The organism is Campylobacter concisus, assembly GCF_015230035.1.
GTDB classification, from domain to species: Bacteria; Campylobacterota; Campylobacteria; order Campylobacterales; family Campylobacteraceae; genus Campylobacter_A; species Campylobacter_A concisus_BK.
Genome location: NZ_JAAKZD010000006.1, coordinates 117,137 through 133,283 on the forward strand (window position 1 = coordinate 117,137; position 16,147 = coordinate 133,283).

Annotated in this window: 14 protein-coding genes; 10 read left to right on the forward strand and 4 right to left on the reverse strand. The window is 42.6% G+C overall.

Annotated elements, in window-relative coordinates:
• Positions 1-52: 52 nt before the first annotated feature.
• Complete coding sequence (groL, locus tag G6W41_RS05515) at positions 53-1,687, reverse strand: chaperonin GroEL (RefSeq protein ID WP_002940160.1); 1,635 nt, start codon at positions 1,685-1,687, stop codon at positions 53-55.
• A gap of 17 nt (positions 1,688-1,704) precedes the next feature.
• A complete protein-coding gene (gene groES, locus G6W41_RS05520; protein WP_009293641.1) occupies positions 1,705-1,965 on the reverse strand; it encodes a co-chaperone GroES in 261 nt (86 codons plus the stop codon).
• Positions 1,966-2,133: 168 nt separating this feature from the next.
• On the opposite strand from groES, the gene G6W41_RS05525 reads away from it, so the two are divergent.
• A complete protein-coding gene (locus G6W41_RS05525; protein WP_194170882.1) occupies positions 2,134-4,674 on the forward strand; it encodes a tryptophanyl-tRNA synthetase in 2,541 nt (846 codons plus the stop codon).
• On the forward strand, positions 4,675-5,835 hold the full coding sequence (locus G6W41_RS05530; protein WP_194170883.1) for an MFS transporter: 1,161 nt from the start codon (positions 4,675-4,677) through the stop codon (positions 5,833-5,835). It begins immediately after the preceding gene.
• 2 nt (positions 5,836-5,837) lie between these two features.
• Here the strand turns inward: G6W41_RS05530 and G6W41_RS05535 are convergent, their stop codons facing one another.
• Complete coding sequence (locus G6W41_RS05535) at positions 5,838-5,975, reverse strand: hypothetical protein (RefSeq protein ID WP_194170884.1); 138 nt, start codon at positions 5,973-5,975, stop codon at positions 5,838-5,840.
• Between the two features lie 437 nt (positions 5,976-6,412).
• A complete protein-coding gene (gene uvrB, locus G6W41_RS05540) occupies positions 6,413-8,389 on the reverse strand; it encodes an excinuclease ABC subunit UvrB (protein ID WP_194170885.1) in 1,977 nt (658 codons plus the stop codon).
• Between the two features lie 125 nt (positions 8,390-8,514).
• Between uvrB and G6W41_RS05545 the strand changes: the two genes are divergently transcribed.
• The 8 genes from G6W41_RS05545 (at position 8,515) to G6W41_RS05580 (ending at position 16,145) form a co-directional block, all read left to right on the forward strand.
• A complete protein-coding gene (locus tag G6W41_RS05545; RefSeq protein ID WP_103618109.1) occupies positions 8,515-8,748 on the forward strand; it encodes a hypothetical protein in 234 nt (77 codons plus the stop codon).
• A 23-nt stretch (positions 8,749-8,771) separates the two neighbouring features.
• The gene (locus G6W41_RS05550; RefSeq protein ID WP_009293636.1) at positions 8,772-9,008 is read left to right on the forward strand and encodes a hypothetical protein; all 237 of its coding nucleotides are present in this window, start codon (positions 8,772-8,774) and stop codon (positions 9,006-9,008) included.
• A complete protein-coding gene (locus tag G6W41_RS05555) occupies positions 9,005-9,415 on the forward strand; it encodes a type II secretion system protein (protein ID WP_087583073.1) in 411 nt (136 codons plus the stop codon). Before G6W41_RS05550 ends, G6W41_RS05555 begins: the two co-directional genes overlap by 4 nt.
• A complete protein-coding gene (locus G6W41_RS05560) occupies positions 9,415-11,265 on the forward strand; it encodes a primosomal protein N' (protein ID WP_194170886.1) in 1,851 nt (616 codons plus the stop codon). The genes G6W41_RS05555 and G6W41_RS05560 overlap by 1 nt, the downstream gene beginning before the upstream one ends.
• Before the next feature lie 733 nt (positions 11,266-11,998).
• Entirely contained in the window at positions 11,999-13,057 is a 1,059-nt protein-coding gene (ispG, locus tag G6W41_RS05565; protein WP_103569750.1) for a flavodoxin-dependent (E)-4-hydroxy-3-methylbut-2-enyl-diphosphate synthase, read from the forward strand.
• A 4-nt stretch (positions 13,058-13,061) separates the two neighbouring features.
• Positions 13,062-14,474: a replicative DNA helicase gene (locus G6W41_RS05570; protein ID WP_194170887.1), complete on the forward strand. Its 1,413-nt coding sequence runs from the start codon at positions 13,062-13,064 to the stop codon at positions 14,472-14,474.
• Positions 14,475-14,476: 2 nt separating this feature from the next.
• Entirely contained in the window at positions 14,477-15,724 is a 1,248-nt protein-coding gene (locus G6W41_RS05575) for a ComEC/Rec2 family competence protein (RefSeq protein WP_194170888.1), read from the forward strand.
• Positions 15,725-15,776: 52 nt separating this feature from the next.
• Positions 15,777-16,145: a hypothetical protein gene (locus G6W41_RS05580; protein WP_103650152.1), complete on the forward strand. Its 369-nt coding sequence runs from the start codon at positions 15,777-15,779 to the stop codon at positions 16,143-16,145.
• The last annotated feature ends 2 nt before the right edge of the window (positions 16,146-16,147 follow it).

Genomic DNA, 16,147 nt, shown 5'->3' on the forward strand with positions numbered 1-16,147 from the left:
GAGGTTAAAATTTAAATTCGAGCTAGAAAAGGCTCTAGCTCGAAAGGGGCTGCTACATCATGCCGCCCATGCCACCCATTCCGCCCATGTCAGGCATTGCAGGCATTGCTTTTTCTTCTTTTATCTCACTGATAGTTGCTTCAGTTGTTAGTAGCAAGCTAGCCACGCTAACAGCGTTTTGAAGCGCAACTCTCTCAACTTTTACTGGGTCGATGATGCCAGCTTCAAACATATTTACATATTCGCCAGTTGCAGCGTTAAAGCCAAAATTTGCATCTTTGCTTGTCTCAACAGCATTTGCTACCACGCCTGCGTCAAAGCCAGCGTTCTCAGCGATTTGGCGAAGTGGGGCACGAAGCGCTCTTCTAACGATCTCAGCACCGATTGCCTCATCGCCTTGTAAATTTAAATTTACGCTCTTTGAAGCAAGGATAAGAGCTGAGCCACCACCTACTACGATGCCCTCTTCAACAGCTGCACGAGTAGCGCTTAGAGCGTCATCTACGCGGTCTTTTTTCTCTTTCATCTCAGTCTCAGTTGCAGCACCTACTTTGATAACTGCCACGCCGCCACTTAGTTTTGCAAGGCGCTCTTGAAGTTTTTCTTTGTCGTAGTCGCTTGTAGTCTCTGCGATTTGAGCTTTTATTTGAGTTATTCTAGCGTCGATCGCTGACTTCTCGCCTGCACCATTTACGATAGTAGTGTTATCTTTGTCGATAACTACGCTTGAAGCTTGTCCAAGGTCGTTTATAGTGGCACTCTCAAGTGTTCTGCCTAACTCTTCGCTGATAACTTCACCACCTGTTAAGATAGCGATATCTTCAAGCATCGCTTTTCTTCTGTCGCCAAAACCAGGAGCTTTTACAGCTGAGATGTTTAGCACGCCGCGAAGTTTATTTACAACAAGCGTTGCAAGTGCCTCGCCCTCGATATCTTCAGCGATGATTAAAAGTGGTTTGCCACTCTTTTGTACTTGCTCAAGCACAGGAAGCAAGTCTTTTAAATTTGTGATCTTCTTGTCAAATAGCAATATAAATGGATTACTTAGCTCAACTTGCATCTTTTCAGGGTTTGTGATGAAGTATGGGCTTAGATATCCGCGGTCAAACTGCATACCCTCAACAACGCTTAGCTCGTCTTGGATAGACTTTGCCTCTTCTACTGTTATGACGCCATCTTTGCCTACTTTCTCCATCGCATCAGCGATAAGCTTGCCGATGCTCTCGTCTGAGTTTGCAGAGATAGTAGCGATCTGAGCGATCTCTTTTGAGCCAGAAACTTTTTTAGAGATGTTTTTTAGTGCATCTATAAGAGCTGCTACTTCTTTATCCATGCCGCGTTTTACTTCGATAGGATTTGCGCCAGCAGTTACGTTTCTAAGACCCTCTTTAAATATCGCGTGAGCTAGCACAGTCGCTGTTGTAGTGCCGTCACCTGCTTGATCGTTTGTCTTGCTTGCTACTTCTCTAACTAGGCTTGCACCCATGTTTTCGATAGTATCTTTTAGCTCAACCTCTTTAGCCACGCTAACGCCGTCTTTTGTGATGTTTGGAGCGCCAAAGCTCTTTTGGATAAGGACATTTCTGCCTCTTGGTCCCATTGTCACTTTTACAGCGTCATTTAGTTTTTTTACGCCCTCGTATAGGCGATTTCTTGCATCATCAGAGTAAAAAATTTCTTTTGCCATTGTCTTTCCTTTTTAAATTATTTAATCACGCCTAAAATATCGTCGATGTTTAAAACAAGATATGTCTTATCATCTAAATTTACCTCAGTGCCAGCGTATTTAGCAAATACTACTTTTTCGCCAACTTTTACGCCCTCAGCTTCAGCACCAACTGCTTTTACCTCGCCGCTTAAAGGTTTTTCTTTTGCGTTATCAGGTATAATTATGCCCGAAGCTGTCGTCTTTGTCTCTTCTACGCGTTCGACTAGGACACGCTTGCCTAATGGTTGAAAGTTCATTGTTCATCCTTTTAGTTTAATTGTCTTTTTTAGCACTCTTTATTTTTGAGTGATGAAATCCTAGCATTTTTTTCTGAAAAAGTCAATAATTTATAGTGAATTTTATTAAAAACTTTAGTCTAAGTGACTAAAGTTTTATGATATGTAAAACTAATATAAAGGAATTTTATGAAAAAAGTAGCTTACATAGTTGGTGCGCTTGTGCTCATAGTAGCTTGCATTTTTGGCTTTATCTTTAGCTCTTTTGGCAATAAATTTATAGCCAGTAAAATAGAAAAAGAGGCGCTAGCTCGTGGTATTGATGTCAAATTTAAAGACTTTAACCTTGGTCTTAGCACCTTAAATTTAGAAGTGACCGTGATGAACGCCATAAATTTAAAGGCAAATGGCGAGCTTTCACTGCTTGCTCAAAGTATGAGCTTAAACATAGATATAAACGCCGACAAGGCAAAGGCTAGTGAGCTTGGGCTAAAAAAGGACATCGCTCTTAAGGCAAACGTGGCTGGCAAATTTAGCGACTTTAAGCTAACGGCAACTGGCACGGCGCTTGGCTCAAACATAAATTTAAACGCAAATTTAAAAGACTATCTGCCAAAAGCTCTAAATATTGAGGCTAAAAACATTGAGCTTTCTGAGATATCAGCTCTTGCTAAAAAGCCAAATTTAGCTAGCGGTAAGCTTGATCTAACGAGCAATATGCAAGGGGTTGATGAGAAAAATGAGCCCATCATTAACGCTCAAATTTTAGCAAGCGATGCAGCGATAAACAAAGCAATTCTTAAAAATGAATTTGGGCTAAATTTAGCAAAAGATATAAGCTTTAAAGGCGGCATAAATGCTAAATTTGCAAATGAAAAAGTGAGCGCTAAAACCCTTATCATCGCACCTGAAGCCACTTTAAAAGTAAATGAGACGACCTATGATCTAGCTAGTAAAAATTTAAAGAGCGACTTTTTGCTAAACGTGCCTGATCTTGCCCTTTTTGGCAAGCTCTTAGGCGAGCAACTAAGTGGCGCGGTGGATGCAAACGGCGAAATTACAATGCAAGAAAATGCCCTTCAAAACCTAAAAGCTGAGATAAACGGGCTTGGTGGCAAGATAAATGCAAATTTTGATAGCAAAAACTTAGCCCTAAATGCAACTAACATAAAGCTAAAAGAGCTTCTAGCGCTTGCCTTGCAGCCTAGCTACGCAGACGGGCAGATAAATTTAAACGCAAATTTTAGCGGTTTTGACGAGCTAAAAAAGCTTGCGGGCGAGGCTAAATTTGAGATAAAAAACGGCCTTATAAATAATGGTCTTGCAAAGCTTAAAAACGCAGCAAAATTTGAGCTAAAAGGTGGCGCCACAGCAAAAGGTGAGCTTATAAATTTTGACGCAAATGTGCTTAGCGATCTTGGCGAGCTAAAGGATGTAAAGGGCGTTTTTGACCTAAAAAACAGCCAAATTTTTAGCAAATTTGCCCTGCTCATTAGCGACCCTGAGAAATTTAAAGCGGTTAGTGGCTTTGAGGTTGGCTCAAAGATGGCGCTTGCAGGCGATGTGAAGCTCAAAGATAGCAAGATAGATGAGCTAAATTTAGGCGGCGATGCCTTTGCTGGCAAGCTAAACGCCACCATAAAAAACGAAAATCTTGATATTAGTCTAAATGAGGCGCAGTTAGGAGAAATTTTAGCACTTAGCGGCAACGACAGACTGGCAAACGCTAAGACAAATGTCCAAGCAAAGGGGCAAAATATCTTTAGCAAAAGCCCAAGCGTTACCGCAACGATCGCTTTAAATGATGGTAAATTTAACGCCGCAGCACTTAGCAAAATGCTTGATAAAAAATTCCCTGAAAACGAGAAATTTAGCTCAAATTTGAGCCTAGACTATAAAGGCGACATAGCAAAATTTAGTGGCGACTTTCTTAGCTCGCTTGTTGATATAAAGGGCATAGATGGCAGTTTTGACGTGGGTAAAAGCGCACTAAGCTTAAAGCTTCAAGCGGTAGTTTCAGAGCTAAATAAGTTTGCGTTTTTAGCTGGCCGCGAGCTTCACGGTAAATTTGCAGCCCTCGTAACGGCAAATGGCAAAGTGGATGATCTAAGCGTAAAAGCCACCTCTGATGATCTATTCAAGGGCAAACTCGAGGCAAACTACAAAGGTGGCGCGCTTGATGCGGTGCTAAAAAACTTTGAGGTCAAGGGGCTAACGCAGACTTTGGGGTTAGAACACCTCTATGACGGCAACGGCGATGCTAAATTTGACTACGAGACAAAGCAAAAGCTCGGTAAATTTGACATCTTGCTAAAAGAGGGTCACCTAGCCAGCACAAATCTCACAAACAACATCAAAACCTTCACCGGCAAGGACATCACAAAAGAAATTTACAAAGACGGCAAAATTTACGGCGATATAAAGGGCGATAACGTCGTTTTTAACGTAAATTTAAGCTCGCCAAAGAGCGACATAAAGGTTGCAAACGGCACTTATAATACCACCACAAAAATGCTTAACGCGCCACTTGTTTGCAGGCTAGAAAAGACCGACCTAAACGTGCAAATTTCAGGCACGACAGACAAGCTAAAATACGACGTCAGATCGCAGTATCTCGAAAATAAGGTCAAAAAAGAGATAGGTAGATTTTTAGATAAAAAGCTTGGCAAAGATGATGACGCAAGCGGCGAAAAGCAAAATTTAAAGGGGCTTTTAAAAGGGCTATTTTAGATGAAAAAGGCGGAAAATTTAAAGTATCTAATGGGACTTGGGCACTTTTGTAGCGACATAAACCAAAGTGCGCTTGGTGCGATGCTGCCCTTTTTCATCGCGAGCTACCACTACGACTACGCAACAGCCGCCTCGCTCGTGACTGCCACAAATTTAGCAAGCTCGCTCATCCAGCCACTTATCGGCCGCCTAAGCGACAAAAAAGAGCTGCCATACATCATCCCACTTGGGCTACTACTTGCTGGCGGGGGCATGAGTCTCACTGGCTTTGTGACAAACTACTACATCATCTTGGTTTGCGTGATGATAAGCGGTATCGGCGCCGCGCTCTTTCACCCAAGTGCCGCAAGGATCGTAAACTACGCCTCAAACGCTAAAAATAGAGCCAAAAGCATAAGTATATTTTCATTTGGTGGCAACGTGGGCTTTGCAGTTGGACCCATTTTAGTCGCCGTTTTTGTGGGAAATTTTGGCCTAAAAGGGACGCTAATTTTCATCATCCCTCAAATTTTTTTAACGCTTTTATACCTTAAAAAAGGCAAATTTATAAAAGCGCTAGAAGGCAATCACAAAAAGCAAATTTCACAAAAAACAAGCGCTCTAAAAGACGATCTGGGCGCATTTTTGAGGCTTTGTCTGTGTATATTTTCACGCTCTATCGTCGCTTTTGGCTTTTCGGCATTTTTCAGCATCTACCTCATCAAAATTTTTGGTCTTAGCAAAGAGGCTGCAAATGTAAATTTAAGTATGTTTTTTGCTGCAGGCGCGATCTCTACGCTATTTGGCGGAGCACTAGCTGATAGATACGGCCTAGTTAGGCTCATCAAAATAAGCCTAAGTATCGCCGCGCCGCTAGTCGTGCTAATGCTCTTTATCGACAGCTACGCGCTATTTCTCGTGGCCTCCATGTGCGTGAGCGCCTGCATCAGCCTATCTTTTAGCCCCTCAATCGCCCTTGCACAGCTTTATCTGCCAAATCAAATCGGCCTAGCCTCAGGCGTAACGCTTGGGCTTAGCATCACGATCGGCGGTATATTCGCAACGGTCATTGGTAAGATCGCTGACATCTTTAGCCTAACGCACTCGTTTTACTTTATCGCCGCAGTTTCGCTCATCTGCGCGGTGTCGAGCTACTTTTTAAAGCCGGTTAGCAAGATATAAATTTACAAAAATAGCTTGCTAACAGCGTATAGAACAGCCTTGTCGTCGTCTCTGATGCTGTAAGCGATCTTGTCACCTCTTTTTGATGCCTCAAATGCTGCGATCTCACTTTTACTAAGCTCTTTTGCCCAAAATGGCACCAGATGACAATGCCTTGAGCCACAGACTATATCCTTTGCACGTCTAACTTTAGCGCAAAGCTAAAGAGACACGGTTAAATTTCTCGCCCCTAGAGCTGATTTTGTAAATTTTATTTTTTGGGCTTTAAATTTTGTTGAGCAGGCAAAATTTGATACGAACTGAAATTTAGACAAAACTTGTCAAAAGAGAAGAAAATTTTTGCTCCTCCATAAAGGCAAAGCAAATTTAAAGATGTAAAAGAAACGAACCATGGAGCTTGGGGCGGCAGTATTTTGCAGTAGTTTTTATTTTAAAATTTAACAACCAAGCATCAAGGCAAAGTATCTTGTGATGATCTTAAATGTTACGAAGAAATTTTCGACCGAAGATAGAACACATAGTTCATCAAGGGAGAAAATTTCTAGTTCATTTAAAAGCGCACAAGAGACGAGCCTTTTTAAAGTTTTCTCATCTTTGCTATCTCATCACGTAACGCCGCCGCCTTCTCAAACTCCAGCTGCGCCGCCGCCTCTAGCATCTGCTTTCTTAGCTCTTTTACGATCGCGGCTCGCTCGCTCGCAGGCATTTTTTCCAGATTTGCGCCTTTTCTTAAAATCTCCGTACCGTCCTCGACGTGCAGACTCTCTTCGATATTTCTACTTGCAGAGTGTGGCGTTATGCCGTGAGCTTTGTTGTATTCATCTTGAAATTTACGTCTAGCAGTCGTCGTATCGATCGCCTCTTTCATGGACTTAGTTATCTTTTTGGCAAACATTAGCACCTTGCCATTTACGTTTCTAGCCGCGCGCCCCATCGTCTGTATAAGGCTCGTTGTCGAGCGCAAAAAGCCCTCTTTATCAGCGTCCATGATCGCTATCAAGCTCACTTCAGGCAGGTCAAGCCCCTCACGGAGCAAATTTATGCCTATTAGCATATCAAACTCGCCACTTCTAAGCCCTCTAATGATCTCATTTCGCTCGATCGCGTCGATGTCTGAGTGCATATATTTGACCTTTATGCCAAGCTCGATGTAGTAGCGGCTTAGCTCCTCAGCCATCTTTTTAGTTAGCACCGTAACTAGCACACGCTCACCTCTTGCAATGACCGCCTTTGCCTCGTCAAATAACGCTTCTACTTGATTGTCACTATCTTTTATCTCGATCAAAGGATCAAGTAGCCCAGTAGGTCGCAAAATTTGCTCATAGACATGCCCCTGACTGATACCAAGCTCATACTCGTTTGGCGTGGCTGAGACAAAGAGAAATTTAGCCTTTTTGCTTATAAACTCGTCAAATTTAAGCGGCCTGTTATCAAGCGCTGATGGCAAGCGAAATCCATACTCCACAAGCACCTCTTTACGGCTCCTATCGCCTGCATACATGCCCCTAAACTGCGGCAAACTCACGTGGCTCTCATCGACGATAACTAGATAGTCTTTGCCGCTTATCTCAAAGTAGTCAAACATCGAGTACGGCGTCTCTCCAGCCTTTTGACCAGTTAGGTGGCGCGCGTAGTTTTCGATACCTTTACACATGCCCGTACTCGCCATCATCTCAAGGTCAAACTCCACTCTCTGCTTTAGTCTCTGCGCCTCAACTAGCTTGCCCTGCTCGTTAAATTCTTTCAAGCGCACATCAAGCTCCTCTTCGATCTCTTTCATAGCGATCTTTAGCCTATCAGCGCCCACGATAAACTGGCTGGTCGGGTAGAGGATGAATTTTTTCAGGTCGTGTCTTTTTTTGTTTTCCAGCACGTCCAGGCTATACATCGTCTCGATCTCGTCGCCGAAAAACTCGATCCTAAACGCCTCGTCGTTAAAATACGCGGGATATACGTCCACCACGTCGCCGTTTACGCGAAAGTCGCCTCGGTCGAAATAAACGTCGTTTCGCTTGTATCCCATATCCACTAGCTTTTGCAGTAGCGTGCGCTGGTTGATTTTATCGCCGACGTTTAGGTATGCGACCATGCCTTTATACTCGCTTGGATTACCAAGGCCGTAGTTTGCAGAGACTGAAGCCACACAGACGACGTCATCAAAGCTTAGCAAGCTAGCAGTCGCAGAGAGACGCAGGCGCTCAAGCTCATCATTTACCGAGCTATCCTTTTCTATATATAGGTCGCTTCGTGGGATGTAGGCCTCTGGCTGATAGTAGTCGTAGTAGCTTATGAAGTACTCCACGTGGTTTTTTGGGAAAAAGCCCTTAAATTCGCTGTAAAGCTGAGCGGCAAGGGATTTATTGTGCGTCATGATGAGCGTTGGCATATTTAGCTCGCGTATGACATTTGCCATGGTAAAGGTCTTGCCAGATCCTGTCACGCCTAGAAGTGTTTGATATTTGTTGCCTGATTTTATGCTTTTTACTATCTCTTTTATAGCTCTTGCTTGGTCGCTGCTTGGGCTAAATTTAGATGAAATTTCAAATTTACTCATTGATCGCCTTTAAATTTGGGCGAATTTTATAGCAAAGATAGTGCTTTGTCAAATGAGAATTTTAAAAAGAATTTAGCCTCTGCGTGTTAGAATACGGCATTAATTATTATTTTAAAGGAACCTTTATGTTTGAAGATAATGCGATCTTAACCACACTAAGCGACAAAGTAAATGACCTCATCACAAAATACGATGAAGTTTGCAAAATAAATGAAGAGCTACGTAACGAGATCGTAACATTAAAAGCACAAAATGAGGCAAAGACTAATCAAATAATGCGTTTAGAAGAGGATTTAGATAAGAAAAATAGCGAAGCTGATGATGTAATGAAAAAGATCGAAGCCGTCCTTGGTAGATAAGCTAGACGTTTTTGGCATAAAATATGAAACAGATCACGCTCACCGTATCATCTCGCGACTATACGATAACGCTTGATGATGATTTTGCTGAAGTTTTTGAGCGTGACTGGCAGAAATTTATGGGGGGAAAGAAATTTATCGAGCCTCGTGAGCTTATAAACGCCTTTGTCGAAAAGAGCTACGAGAGCTACACAAATTTGCGCGTCGTAAAGGACGTCACAAAAGAGATAGAAGAGATACTAAAACCGGAAAATAAATGAAAAAAAGAGCTTTTACCCTAATAGAAATTATATTTGTCATCGTCATACTTGGCGTCTTGAGCGCTATTGCTATACCAAAGCTTTTCTTTACTAGAAGCGACGCCATAGTCGCAAATGCAAAAACGCAAATCGCAGCCATAAAAAGCGGCATCTCACTAAAATACAACGATAGCGTCCTAAAAGGCACTCCAGCATATCCAGACGCGCTTGATGATGGGAATAAACTTTTCAACAAAGTAATAAGCGTAAATATCGCAGACAGCGGCACAAAAAACGGCTGGCACAAAACTGGAGCGACAACTTATACCTTCAAACTAGACGGACAAACAGCAAATTTCACTTATAACAAAACCACTGGCGAATTTGACTGCCAAAGCAGTGACGGACTTTGCAGCGCCCTTGAGTGATGAGATACTACGAGGTCGTATTTAGCGGGGTAAATTTAGCTGCGCTCACATATAAAAGCGAGCTAGATATTGCGCCATTTCGCGCCGTCACTGCAAAGCTTAGGGGTAAAAGTCTAACTGGCTTTATCCTGCGTGAAGTGGGCGAGCCAAGCTTTAAAACAAGCTTTATTGATGAAATTTTACCCATTAAGCTAAACGATATCCAAGCAACTTTAGCTAAATTTATCGCCTACTACTACACCTGCGAGCTTGGCGTTGCTATAAATTTATTTGAGCCACAAAGCCTTACTGATGATGAAATTTACAAAGGCGAAAGCGACTTTAAATCGCCAAATTTAAGCCCAAAGCAGCTTGAAGCGCTAAATTTTATAAACGAGCGAAAAAGCTCGCTCATCTTTGGCGACACGGGAAGTGGCAAAAGTGAAATTTACATCGCTAAAATCAGAGAAATTTTAAACGCAGGCGCTCAAGCGCTATTTTTGATGCCTGAAATTTCACTAACCCCGCAGATGCAAAAGCGCCTAGAGAGCTTCTTTGGCGAGGCTGTGGCTGTGTGGCACTCAAAGATCACGCCAAAGAAAAAAGAGCAAATTTTAAAGGAGATTAAAAGCGGCAAAGCAAGGCTTATTGCAGGAGCTAGGTCTGCCCTATTTTTGCCACTTGAGAGGCTAAAACTCATCATCATCGACGAAGAGCACGACGATAGCTACAAAAACACGGGCTCAAAGCCCCACTACAACGCAAGGGACCTGGCCCTCTTTTTAACTAGCAAATTTGACCTGCAAGTGGTACTTGGAAGCGCCACGCCAAGCCTTACTAGCTTTTACAAGCAAGAATGTTTTCGCCTAAAAGGGACATATTTTGCGTCGCAAAAGAGCTATATATTTGACGAGAGCGAGACTGGCATAAGCGAAATTTTAAAAGAGCAGATCGCAAAAACGCTCGAAAACAAAAAACAAGCCGTCATCTGCCTGCCAACAAGGGCAAATTTCAAATATCTTGTCTGCAAAAACTGCGGCGAGACGGTGAAGTGTCCGTTTTGTAGCATCGGCATGAGCTACTATAAAAAGCAAAACGTGCTCAAGTGCCAATACTGCGAGCACAAAATGGCCGTGCCAAAGACCTGCCACCAGTGCGGCAGCGAGATGATAGAGGCTAAAAAGATCGGCACGAGCGAGCTTCTTGAGAGGCTGCAAGCTGAGTTTGCAAACGCTAGGATCGCTAAATTTGATAGAGACGAGATCACGACGCAAAATAAGCTCGTCAAGGCTTTAAAAGAATTTAACGATGGCAAGATAGATATCTTGCTTGGCACGCAGATGTTAAGCAAGGGGCATGACTATCACAACGTCGAGCTTGCTATCATCATGGGCTTTGACGAGCTTTTAAATTTTCCTGATTTTAGAGCCAGAGAGCGGACACTTGCCCTTGCCATGCAAGTAGCTGGAAGAGCTGGTAGAAATGGGGCTGGCAGGGTCATCATCCAAAGCAAGCAAAGGGAGTTTTTCGAGAGTTATATCAGCGACTACGACGCGTTTTTAAAGGAGGAGATCAGCTACCGAGAGGGGCTATATCCGCCATTTACTAGGCTGCTTCGCGTGGTCGTTTCGCACAAAGATGAGAGCACGGCAAAGGGCGCAATGAACGAATTTGTGCAAAGACTAGAGCCACTAAAAAGCGATGAGCTAGAGATCGTTGGATACGGCAAGTGCCAGGCTGAGTATCTTGTGGGTAAATTTAGATATGAAATTTTGCTTCGCTCAAACTCGCACACCATGCTTTTAAAAGCGGCAAACCTATGCAAAAGCGAACTTAGCGATATCGATATAGATCCAGTGAATTTTAGCTAGAAAACGATTTAATCAAACAAATTTTAAATTTAATAAGTTACTAAGGCAAGTAAGAAAATTTTAAAATTTGCAAATTTGCTTTGTTAAATCAAGTGAGCGCCAAGTAAATTTTAAAATTTCATGAACGAGTAATTTCGGCTCTAAAATTTGAGCTAAGCTGTAAGCGAAGCCAAATTTTAGTAGTCAATTCTTAGAGGTAAATGAAATTTTAAAATTTGTCGCTACGAACTAAAAAATTTAATTTTTACAAAAAAGGTTCAAGCGAATTTTAAAATTAGAGCTGGCATATCACTCTTCTAAATTTAGTGGCGAATAGCTATGAGCCCTAAATTTAGTAAGCTGCTCAGGTGAGTAAGTAAGATTTTTAAAAATTGAAAAAAAACGTAACTAAATTTACTTTATCCAAAAGGGGGACAAGGGGACTTGAATGACGAAGCCGTCCCCTTATCCCCCTTTTTTTAAATCCCCTAAACCCCTCGCACGTTCAAAGTGCATGCAATTGTGCTTCGCACTGCATGCGTTTTGTGTAATAGAAAGTCAGACAAATTTTAAAATTTCATGAGCGAGCATATCACGCTTCTAAATTTAGTAGTCTGCTAAGGCGAGTGAGTAAGATTTTAAAATTTGCATTTACAATAACAAACTGCCTGCATTTAAAAACTTTATTAATTTTTCAAGCCTTTTAAAAGCCATTTTTTCTTATAATCCCCCAATAAAATTTAAAGGCAAAATTTTGCAACGATACCCGACAAAACAGATAAAAATTCGCGATGTTTTAATAGGCGGTGACGCACCGATCTCCGTGCAGTCGATGACATTTTCAAAGACAAAGGACGTAAAAGGCACGCTAGAGCAGATACAAAGGCTATATTTTGCAGGCTGTGACATCGTGCGCTGCGCAGTTTTTGACAAAGAGGACGCCAGCGCGCTAAAGCAAATCGTCGCTGGCTCACCCATCCCAGTCGTTGCAGACATACATTTTAACCACACCTACGCGCTCATCGTTAGCGAATTTGTCGATGCTATCCGCATAAATCCAGGCAACATAGGCTCAGCTAAGAATATAAAAGCAGTCGTTGATGCCTGCAAGCAGCGAAATTTACCTATCCGCATAGGCGTAAATTCTGGCTCACTTGAAAAGCAGTTTGAAGACCGCTACGGCCGCACGGTTGAGGCGATGGTGGAGAGTGCCTTATACAACATCAAGCTTCTTGAGGATTTTGACTTTACAGACATTAAAATTTCACTTAAATCAAGCGATGTCGAGCGCACTATGCAAGCTTATAGAGCGCTTCGCCCAAAGACAAACTATCCATTTCATCTAGGCGTAACAGAGGCAGGTACGACATTTCACGCGACTATCAAGTCCGCGATCGCACTTGGCGGGTTACTACTTGAGGGCATAGGCGATACGATGAGAGTTAGCATCACGGGCGAGCTTGAAGAGGAGATCAAAGTCGCAAAGGCGATCTTAAAAGATAGCGGCCGCCAAAAAGAGGGGCTAAACATCATCTCTTGTCCAACTTGTGGGCGTTTGCAAGCTGACCTCATGGCTGCAGTAAAGCTCGTAGAAGAAAAGACAAAAGGGATAAAAGAGCCGCTAAACGTCTCAGTTATGGGCTGCGTGGTAAATGCGATCGGCGAGGCAAAAGGCGCAGACGTTGCCATAGCCTTTGGCAAGGGAAATGGCATGATCATGCGACACGGCGAAGTGGTCGCAAGGCTGCCTGAGAGCGAGCTTGTGGATAGATTTTTACAAGAGATCGACGACGAGATAAAGAGCAGAGGATAAAGCAGTGGCAAAAGAGAGACTTAACGAGATAGAATTTAGCAACCTTTACGACCTTGATATGGAGCGAGCCATACTAAGCTCGATCATCGCAAACAACGACGCTTTGGGCGAAATTTTTGACACGATCAAGGCTGGGGACTTTTACTTAAAAGCTCACGCGCAAATTTACAAAGCGATGGTTGATTGTCTAAACGGCGACGTGCCTATCGCATCGACATTTATCAAAAACAAGCTTGGCGAAAACTACGATGATAACGTCATGGCGAGCATTTTGGCCACAAACTCGATCATCGACATCCAAAGATACGCAAACGAGCTAAAAGAAAAGTCGATAAAACGCAGTCTAGTCAAGATCGCCCACGACATCCCAAGCAAGGTAAATGAGGACAAAGCTAGCCGCGATATGGTCGATGAGCTAAGTCAGGAGTTTTACTCGCTAGTCGATGGCAGCGGCACTGGCAGCATCAGAGATAGCGAAGATATCATAAAAAGCTTGATCGTGCACATGCAAAAGCAAGCAGCCCTAAATGAGCGCGATATCATCGGACTAAACACTGGCTTTAAAAAGCTAAATGAGATGATAAAAGGCTTTAAAAATGGCGACCTCATCATCATCGCAGCGCGCCCTGGCATGGGTAAAACGACGCTTTGTCTAAATTTCATGGGGCATGTTTTAAAAAGTGGCGCTGGCGTCGTCTTTTTCTCACTTGAGATGCCAGCAGAGCAGATCATGATGAGGATGCTAGCCGACAAGACCTCGATCCCGCTTCAAGAGATAATGACAGCGACCATGGACGACGAGAAGCTCGCTCACTTTAGCCACGCATGTAGCGAATTTTCGCATGCCAAGCTCTTCGTGCACGATAGCGGCTACGTAAATATCCACCAAGTAAGGACACAGCTTCGCAAGCTAAAGTCGGCTCACCCTGAAATTTCACTCTGCGTCATCGACTACATCGGCCTTATGATGAGTACAAACAACTTCGCCGACCGCCACATACAAATAGCTGAAATTTCTCGTGGCTTAAAGCTTCTAGCACGCGAGCTAGATATGCCTATCATCGCACTTTCGCAGCTAAACCGCGGCCTTGAAGCACGCGCGAACAAGCGCCCTATGCTAAGTGACCTAAGAGAGTCAGGCGCGATCGAGCAAGACGCCGATATCATCCTTTTTGTCTATAGGCACGAGGTCTATCTGGAGCAAGAGGAGAATGAGAAAAAGAGCAAGGCAGCAGCCGAGGGCAAAGAGTATAAGAGCGAGCATGTTTTTAACAAGCTTCAAGAAAACGCCGAGATCATCGTTGGCAAAAACAGAAACGGCGAGGTCGGATCTATCGACGTGCTCTTTCAAAAGCAGTACTCACGCTTTTGCGATATCGCCACCACACCGGTGCAATCAACTGAATTTAAAGAGTAAATTTGCCAAAAAGCAGGCGTATATTTTATTTTATCCTGCTTTGCATTTTGCTTTTTTGTCTAAATTTAGCACTTAAATTTCATGAATATAACGCATTTATGGAGCTTGGCGAGCAAGACATCGTTGGCAAAGTAAGTGTAAATTTCACCAAAGAGAAAAACGGCAAAAAGCGCCAAATCATAAGGATCGACACCTCAAATTTTAGCTTTTACACAACCGCTTCTAAAAAAGATGAGATCAGCCTTTATGACGTCGTGGCGCTTAGCGTTCAGCCAATAGACGTTAGTTTTAAAGACTATCTGTCTGGCACATTTTACATGCCAAGCTACGATAGAGCCGTTATCAAAAGAGATGATAGCCTAAGGCAAAGAGCCATAAATTTCATCTCCGACCAGCACGAAAACGCCAAAATTTCGCAGCTTTACTCAGCGCTCTTTCTTGGTACAAATGTCTTTGGCGAGCTAAGAGATAATGTCTCAAACTGGGGCGTGGCGCACCTCATCGCCATTAGCGGCTATCATCTTGGCGTCATAAGCGCAGTTTGCTTTTTTCTTTTAAAGCTCGTTTTTAAGCCCATCTACGCAAGATATATGCCTTACCACTCATACATTTTTGACTTTACTATCGCCGTATTTTTGGTGCTTTGCTTTTACTTTTACATGATCGGCTTTATAGCAAGCTTTTTGCGGGCATTTTTGATGAGCGTGGCTGGCTTTTATATGATATGTAAAAAGATAAAGATCTTAAATTTCTACACACTCTTTGGCGTTATTTTATTTAGCGTCGCCCTATTTCCGCAGCTTCTTTTTAGTGTTGGCTTTTATTTTTCATGCCTTGGTGTCTTTTATATCTTCGTCTATCTTTTCTATTTTGCGCCCAAATTTAGCCTGCTAGCAAACTCGCTACTTTTAAATTTATATGTCTTTTTTGCCATGGAGGTTGCGGTGCTCTATTTTTTCCCGCTCATTAGCCTCTTGCAGCTTAGCGTGCTTGTCCTAAACTACATATTTGGCGTATTTTATCCACTAAGCTTTTTGCTTCATATATTTGGATATGGCAGCATTTTTGATGAAATTTTAAGCAAGATGCTAGCTTTTAGACTAAGTTCAAGCAACCTTCACATAAGCACATTTATCTTTTTACTCTATAACGTCATCACGCTTTTATGCGTTAAATTTAAGCCAGCAGCATTTTTGCCGCCACTATTTGGCGTCGCATCGTTTTTGCTCTTTTTGCTAAATTTTTCGTAATCAAAGTTTTATTTAAATTTGCCGATATGCTTTTAAATTTAAAGGCGAGGCGATGCAGATAAACTCAAATTTTATAAATTTAACTAAAAATAACTCTTCAAATAGTGCAAATTTAAAGACAGATGAGGCAAATTCAAAGAGCGAAAATTTACAAAATGACAAAAGCACTATCTTGCATGACGTTTCAAATTTAGTTAGCGAGACAAATAATGAGAGCGAGAGTAGCGCTGATATCATAAAAAAGCAGTTAGAAAAACTGCAAAAACAGCTAAAAGAGATCGAAGCTGCGATAAAGCAAGCAAGTGCTAGCAAAAATCCATACGCAAAAGAGCTGGTTGCATCGCTTCAGACCAAAAAAGGGGCTATCTTTGCTCAGATAATGCAGCTAAACGCCCAGCTTGTAAAGATGCAAGGCGCTTAACA

Excerpts from the sequence above, each read along its gene's own strand:
- G6W41_RS05560 (WP_194170886.1), top strand. The coding sequence starts at position 9,415 with ATGAGATACTACGAGGTCGTATTTAGCGGGGTAAATTTAGCTGCGCTC.
- G6W41_RS05545 (WP_103618109.1), top strand. The coding sequence starts at position 8,515 with ATGTTTGAAGATAATGCGATCTTAACCACACTAAGCGACAAAGTAAAT.
- G6W41_RS05530 (WP_194170883.1), top strand. The coding sequence starts at position 4,675 with ATGAAAAAGGCGGAAAATTTAAAGTATCTAATGGGACTTGGGCACTTT.
- uvrB (WP_194170885.1), bottom strand. The coding sequence starts at position 8,389 with ATGAGTAAATTTGAAATTTCATCTAAATTTAGCCCAAGCAGCGACCAA.
- G6W41_RS05555 (WP_087583073.1), top strand. The coding sequence starts at position 9,005 with ATGAAAAAAAGAGCTTTTACCCTAATAGAAATTATATTTGTCATCGTC.
- groES (WP_009293641.1), bottom strand. The coding sequence starts at position 1,965 with ATGAACTTTCAACCATTAGGCAAGCGTGTCCTAGTCGAACGCGTAGAA.
- groL (WP_002940160.1), bottom strand. The coding sequence starts at position 1,687 with ATGGCAAAAGAAATTTTTTACTCTGATGATGCAAGAAATCGCCTATAC.
- G6W41_RS05550 (WP_009293636.1), top strand. The coding sequence starts at position 8,772 with ATGAAACAGATCACGCTCACCGTATCATCTCGCGACTATACGATAACG.
- G6W41_RS05525 (WP_194170882.1), top strand. The coding sequence starts at position 2,134 with ATGAAAAAAGTAGCTTACATAGTTGGTGCGCTTGTGCTCATAGTAGCT.
- G6W41_RS05580 (WP_103650152.1), top strand. The coding sequence starts at position 15,777 with ATGCAGATAAACTCAAATTTTATAAATTTAACTAAAAATAACTCTTCA.